Below are 6346 nucleotides of genomic sequence, written 5' to 3'. Positions count from 1 at the left end.
ATCACGCTCAATGTCGTGCATCTGTTCGAGTTGCAGTTTCTGTTGAGGAGTCAGTGTGATTTTCATGGTTTGTAGCATGATCCTGATTCTATTGAAAATCAAGCATCTTCAATGATCACGGGTATAGTAATTTTAAGCTGTGCGCTGAAAAGGGCGTCGAGTTTAAGGTTGTCGATGGTAGAACACTTAACCCTGAAAATGATGACAAGTTACTACTCATAAAAACGACTGCACATGAATCTCGCTTTGTTGTTTACGATAGCGGGTACTTTGAACAGTCAGATCGTGAACTTCTATTAAATCGTTATGTTTTAAAAACCGAAGCTGCTGACGAAATTTCCAACTTAATGGAAGCAACTTTAACTCTTATGAAGCCTTGGTTACCCAATATTGGTTCTGTCCATAGTAATGAAAGAAAGTTTCGTATTATCAAAGGTTTCTTTAGCGAGAAAACGAATGTGGCAAATAGTAGTAGTAACCTGTATGTTGCTGATATCATTGAAGCTAAAAAACGCATATAACAAACAATTTAAGAGTGATTCAGCACGCTTGGCATTTTTGGTTTGGGTTAAGTTTAGTGTTTACGGTGGTCAAATTAGGTATCGTGGTCGCGTGCTTCACACCTTAATTGGGCGTTATATGTAATGGGAGTAATATGGAACTAAAAGAAGGGGTAACTTTATTTGCGGCTTTGATTGCAGCTGTTGCATCTGTTACTGCTGTTTGGCTGAACGCTCATTATGCGACTAAAAAACATCGTTTAAACAAATTGTGGGAAAAAGAACACGAAAGGATATTTCAACTTGAAGAAACTATCGGTGTATTTGTAGATAACTTAATCCTTTTTCGTATTCGAAGCGAAGAAGAGAAAGAGGATTACTATAAAGCGCAGAGGTATTTGGAAAATGCCATGGGTAGATTCCGTCGTTATGAAGAACTTAGAGAGTCATTGCGCCTGCTTTCGCATGACGCTTCATGGTATTTTTCGAATGACATGAAACATAAGGATAACTCTGAGTTCGAAACTGCAAAAAATAATCTACTACAGTCATTCAAAAAATTTACCGAAGAGTGTGACCGGATTCAGGGTAGGTGAAGCATATAACAAACAATTTAAGAGTGATTCACCACGCTTGGCACTTTTGGTTTGTGTTTAGTTCTGTGTTTACGGCGTCCTAGTTAAGTTGTGTGGTAGCGTGGTTCACACCTTAATTGGGCGTTAAGTTTTTTAAAGGAGTTCCAGTGGAATTTGTAGATGTGGCAGCAGTATTAGGAGCATTAGCTTGGACTCCTCATTTGATTTCAGTTGCCCGAAATTATTTTACTAAGTCAAAAATCCGAATTATAACCAACAAAACAGCTGAGATTGGTTTTACAACATACGGTCCTATATTTAATCTCCGTATTGCTTTCTCAGTAGAGAACAAAGATATTGTGGTTTCGGATCTAATTGTAAAGCTAAAACATGAAAGTGGTGAAGAGAGAGTTTTTGCTTGGCAGGGAATAACTCAATCGGTTGGGAAAATGACTACTCCAGAGGCAACCGTTCCGTTTGAAAAAGAGCAGTCCGTACTTGCTGTGAAGTTAAACCAGTTCAATATTGAAGAATTGTTTATTAGATGCCAAGAACCTAAATTTATTGCTGAAAAGCAAGAGATTGAATCAATAGCAGTTGAGAAACTGACGTATTTAAAAGATGAAAACCAATTTGAAATTGCATCGTTTCTACGCTCTCAAGAAATGATTGATCTGTATAAATATAATAAGCAGGCTTTCCCATGGAAAGCAGGTAAATATACGCTTACATTTGAGCTATCCTCACCTCAAGATTTCACATTGGTCGATAATGAAAGAACATTCTTGCTTAGTACTCTTGATGTGGAAGAACTCTCTAAGAACAAAGATATGATCGAGTCAGAGTACCGTCGTAATGTTCCTGGTGGGGAAGAAAAAGAAGGTGTTAAGTGGGAGTGGAGATACCCTCAATTGATCAAAACTTAACAATAAATTTAAGTGTGATTCACAACGCTCGGCGCCCTCACTTCAAATCAGTTTAGTGTTTATGGCACAATGGTTTAGGTAACGTGCCAGCGTTGTTCACACCTTAATTTGGCGTTATGCAACTCAGGTAAATTTAGGGATTCAATCTTTTTAGATTTCTCCGGCCATTCGTTTTGTGTTGCCGGCAAATGAGCACTTTTACCCTCAGATTCGTGGTTCACTCAAACCGTAAAACAGGCAAAGTTCTTTGTTTGCCTCAATCAGTTTTAGCGTTGGCGTGTTGTGAATCTTGTGGGCGCAAAGTGTGGAAAGGGCACGTTAATCGAGCATTTTGCTTTTGCTGAAGTTTTCGCTCGTTGAGTTTGTCTGATTCAAAAGCTTGGTTTGTCGCTGAAAGGTGGACTTTGTTTTGGCGGCTTATTTATCACGGCTCTGGCTTGGGTTGATTCTTGAATCACTCAACCATTGCAATCGTGGCTTTTGATCGAGTAAAGTCAGTTTATCTTATTGAATTTGCATAACAAACGGCTCAAGAGGGATTGCCAACGCTTGGCGATTTTAGTGCAAAATTGAAGTTCAGTGTTTACGGCGTGTTTTTTGAGTTCGGCGGTGCGTTGTCAACCCCTTAGCCGGGCGTTATGCAACTCAGGTAAATTTAGGGGTTCAATCTTTTGGGATTTCTCCGGCCATTCGTTTTGCGTTGTCGGCAAATGAGCATTTTTACCCTCAAATTAGTGGTTAACTCAAGCCGTAAAACGGGCAAGGTTCTTTGTTTGCCTCAATCATTTTTAGCGTTGGCGCGTTGTGAATTTAGCGGGCGCAAAGTGTGGAAAGGGCAAGTTAATCGAGTATTTTGCACTTGCTGAAAGTCTTGCTTGTAGGGTTTGTTTCCTTCAAAAGCTTGGTTGGTTGTTGAAAGGTGGACTTTGTTTTGGCGGCTCATTTATCACAGTTCTTGCTTGGGTTGGTTCTTGAATCACTCAACCATTGCAATCGTGGCTTTTGATCGAGTAAAGTCAGTTTATCTTATTGAATTTGCATAACAAACGGTTAAAGAGGGACTGCCAACGCGTGGCGGTTTTTGTTCAAATCGGCCTTTGTGATTACGGTTGTTATTTTGAGTTCAGTGTTTTGCGTTGTCAGCCCCTTAACCGGGCGTTATGCAACTCAGGTAAATGTAGGGTTCAATCTTTTGGGATTTCTCCGGCTACTCGTTTTGTGTTGTCGGCAAATGAGCATTTTTACCCTCAAATTCTTGGTTAACTCAAAGCGTAAAACCGGCAAGTTTCTTGGTTTGCCTCAATCAGTTTTAGCGTTGGGGCGTTATCAGTTTAGCGGGTGCAAAGTGTGGAAATGGCAAGTTAATCGATCATTTCGCATTTGCTGAAAGTCTTGCTCGGTGATTTTGTCTCATTCAAAAGCTTGGTTTGTCGTTGAAAGGTGGACTTTGTTTTGGTGGCTTATTTATCACGGTTCAGGCTTGGGTTGATTCTTGGTTCACTTAACCAACATTTTGATTGTTTTCTTAATCAAATTTGGTGTAACTTCTGGTTTATCTTATTGAATTTGCATAACAAAGCATTTAAGACGGATTCGCAACGCTTGGCGGTTTTAGTGTAAATTCAGTTTTTGCGTTTTAAGTGGTTTGTCGAGGCATTGGTGTTTAGCGTTGCTCACCACTTAATGCGGCGTTATAAGCAAATGGAGAGTATATGAATCGAAGTGAGTTCTGGGTTCGTGAGTATAGAACAAATCGATATATGGAACACTTATCAATTGAGCTCCTATCTGACAGGTTGCGGTACTTGATCGAAAACCTAACAACGTTAGAAACCAATGGGAAAATTGGACTAGGGAATGTATCTATCGAACCTTGGAAAAGTCTAATTGTTAAATTTACTCATGCTCAAGAAGAATTCAACTTGCGTAGGCTGTCGCCTCCAACTGACTTTCTCAAAGGTTGTGCCGTGCCAAATGCTATGGTCGACAAGTCGCAACGCCTAACTGATATTCATCGCATGGCACTACAAAAGAAACCTCACTTAATCAAGTTTGGTAAAAAGGAGTACCTGGGCAACAATAGTATAAAAGTTTCATTAGCAAGTTCATTTATGGATCCGTCACTGAACGTAGCGCAAATGGATGACGAAATGAAAGCTATATTTCATGCTAACCCTAAAGAAATGACGATTACTACGGAATCTGGCGAGAAGGTTAAGCCAATCGGTACCGTCAACATTACTTATGAAACTAGCCGAGATTATTACGTATTTTGTAGTAGCGGAGCCTTTGACGTTCGAATGTTTAGTAACTTTGAAGCCGACAGTTGCTTATTTATTTACGACTCTCAACGTTTTGCCGATGAATTGGTTTCGAAGCTTCACGAGCATATTGAGTTTGATGATTATGCCTATCAAATGGTTGAATATGTAGATCCAGTAAAACCTGAAGGCAAGGGGAAAGACCCAATTATTGAATTTCATAAACACTTGAGATACCAGTATCAACAAGAGTACCGTCATGTGTTTGTTCCTAAAGAAGACTCTCGAACCCCAAAGGATATATTTTTATCAATGGATTCGGTAGCAGAGTATTCGGAGCTAATTTGCTTATAACAAAGCATTTAAGAGTGATTCCCAACGCTTGGCATTTTTCATTCCATCGTTGGGTTTCGTGTTTACGGTGGTATGGTTAAGTTTCGTGGTAGCGTTGCTCACACCTTAATGCGGCGTTAGCACACAGGTTCAACATTCGTTAAAAAAGGAAAAGGGAAATGTCTCAGGGTGATACTGTTTTACATTGTGGAAACTGCAACCAGAAGACTCCTCACCGAAGGTTAAGTGCGTCTGAAGTGGAAGCACAGCAGCGTGAGAAGAACAGTATGAAATCTCAAATTCTAAATATCGTGTTCGGTGTTTTACTGGGTTCCAATAAATCAGAATCACAGATTAGCTACTACAAGTGCAAAATTTGTAATGCAGAACATGATAATAACGAAAGTATGCCTCACGGTTGGGGTTAGTTGGGCAGTACCCCTATGTGCTAACAAGCAATTTAAGAGGGATTCACAACGCTTGGCACTTTTGCTTCTACTTCAAATTTAGTGTTTATGGCACAATGCTTTAGGTGTGGGTGGAGACGTTGTTCACCCCTTAATTGGGCGTTAGGGCTATAGGAGTACATATGCCACCTGTTAAAGAAGTTGAAAGACCGGCTCAAGTAGGTATTGGAGTAGATAAAATGGCAGCCAATGCGCTTGTTGAAGCTCAAATAAAGATCTTAACTGCGTCATATGACAAACTGGCTGCTTATACCAATTTGGTTGTTGTTGCAGGGTACGCAACCTTTTTTGGTCTATGGAACCTTACCAAAGATATATTGAGCCCAGATCAAAAACTCTGGTCTGCGTTATTAATTGCTATTTCTGCATCCGTATTTGTGATCTTTGAAGTCACAAAAAACTACTTTCATTCACGCAATATCATGAAACTAAATAAAATAGTAACTGACCCTAAAATTACAGCTTCAGCACCTAAAGTTTTGGCTGCTTTTGATAAACATAATCAACAGCTAAACAAACATATGCTAGCTTGGGGAATATGGTGGCATGTATCTTGGGTCGTTAGTGTCGTGTGTGGTATCGCAGGGGCTGGAGTTTTGATGTATGCGTTTATAGTTGGCTTACTATAGCCCTAACAAACTGTTTAAGAGTGATTCGCAACGCGTGGCATTTTTACTATGCGTTGCGTTTAGTGTTTAAGGTGGTATGCGGCGGCATCGGTATTGCGTTGCTCACACCTTAACAGGGCGTTAGCTGGGGTTAAGAAAAACGGTGAATTTAGGGTGGAAAGGCTTTGGGTTTTCTAGCTACACACCGGACAAATCTCAGCTTCTCAACTATCTCGCCAGTGGCACTTTTCGGTAAGTGTTTGAACTTAACGAAGTCTGCTTATGGGAAGAGTTCGTTAAGTTCGTTGGCGTGGCTTCTTTGCTGTTGAAATTTATGAATGCCTAAATGCATTTCGTGTGCTTTGTCGTTGGCTTTTTCGATAGAATTTTTTGCAAATTACCGAGCTCAGAAATGATGATTTTCTCGGTCATTTCTTCTTTGCCAAGCGCATTTCGTGGATTAGGTTTTACTTTCACAGCTGTCCGTTTTACTTTGCCGTTTGAAAGCAATAATGTGTTTAAAATTAGGCATTTTGTCGTAATTTGCTGGCGAAAGTGCAGCAGCTAACTAGGCGTTTAAGACGGATTCCCAACGCTTGGGAGTTTCGGCTCTAGGTTGAGTTTTGTGTTTAAGGCGCAATGGTTTAGGATTGTGGTCGCGTTGCTCACCACTTAA

Annotated in this window: 6 protein-coding genes; 5 read left to right on the top strand and 1 reads right to left on the bottom strand. The window is 40.2% G+C overall.

The annotated features are described in order from the left end of the window. Positions 1-655 precede the first annotated feature (655 nt). The 5 genes from EYW48_RS20015 to EYW48_RS19995 all read left to right on the top strand — a co-directional run bounded on the left by EYW48_RS20015 (position 656) and on the right by EYW48_RS19995 (position 5691). The gene (locus tag EYW48_RS20015; protein WP_176247183.1) at positions 656-1096 is read left to right on the top strand and encodes a hypothetical protein; all 441 of its coding nucleotides are present in this window, start codon (positions 656-658) and stop codon (positions 1094-1096) included. A 146-nt stretch (positions 1097-1242) separates the two neighbouring features. Next, positions 1243-2001, top strand: a complete 759-nt coding sequence (locus tag EYW48_RS20010) for a hypothetical protein (protein WP_277432932.1) — start codon at positions 1243-1245, stop codon at positions 1999-2001. Positions 2002-3806: 1805 nt separating this feature from the next. Beyond that, positions 3807-4616, top strand: a complete 810-nt coding sequence (locus EYW48_RS20005; RefSeq protein ID WP_277432931.1) for a hypothetical protein — start codon at positions 3807-3809, stop codon at positions 4614-4616. A gap of 158 nt (positions 4617-4774) precedes the next feature. Then, the gene (locus EYW48_RS20000) at positions 4775-5023 is read left to right on the top strand and encodes a hypothetical protein (protein WP_277432930.1); all 249 of its coding nucleotides are present in this window, start codon (positions 4775-4777) and stop codon (positions 5021-5023) included. A gap of 161 nt (positions 5024-5184) precedes the next feature. After that, positions 5185-5691, top strand: a complete 507-nt coding sequence (locus EYW48_RS19995) for a hypothetical protein (protein ID WP_025793486.1) — start codon at positions 5185-5187, stop codon at positions 5689-5691. A 321-nt stretch (positions 5692-6012) separates the two neighbouring features. Here EYW48_RS19995 and EYW48_RS19985 read toward each other — a convergent pair whose 3' ends face one another. Beyond that, complete coding sequence (locus tag EYW48_RS19985; protein WP_277432929.1) at positions 6013-6147, bottom strand: hypothetical protein; 135 nt, start codon at positions 6145-6147, stop codon at positions 6013-6015. Positions 6148-6346 lie beyond the last annotated feature (199 nt).

The organism is Vibrio sp. 1180_3 (assembly GCF_029478545.1).
Taxonomy (GTDB): domain Bacteria; phylum Pseudomonadota; class Gammaproteobacteria; order Enterobacterales; family Vibrionaceae; genus Vibrio; species Vibrio aestuarianus.
The sequence above is the reverse complement of the archived record's forward strand: the minus strand, read 5'-3'. Positions and strand labels throughout refer to the sequence as shown.

Bases quoted from the DNA above. Each gene is read 5' to 3' on its own strand.
- EYW48_RS19995 (WP_025793486.1), top strand. From the start codon at position 5,185: ATGCCACCTGTTAAAGAAGTTGAAAGACCGGCTCAAGTAGGTATTGGA.
- EYW48_RS20000 (WP_277432930.1), top strand. From the start codon at position 4,775: ATGTCTCAGGGTGATACTGTTTTACATTGTGGAAACTGCAACCAGAAG.
- EYW48_RS20015 (WP_176247183.1), top strand. From the start codon at position 656: ATGGAACTAAAAGAAGGGGTAACTTTATTTGCGGCTTTGATTGCAGCT.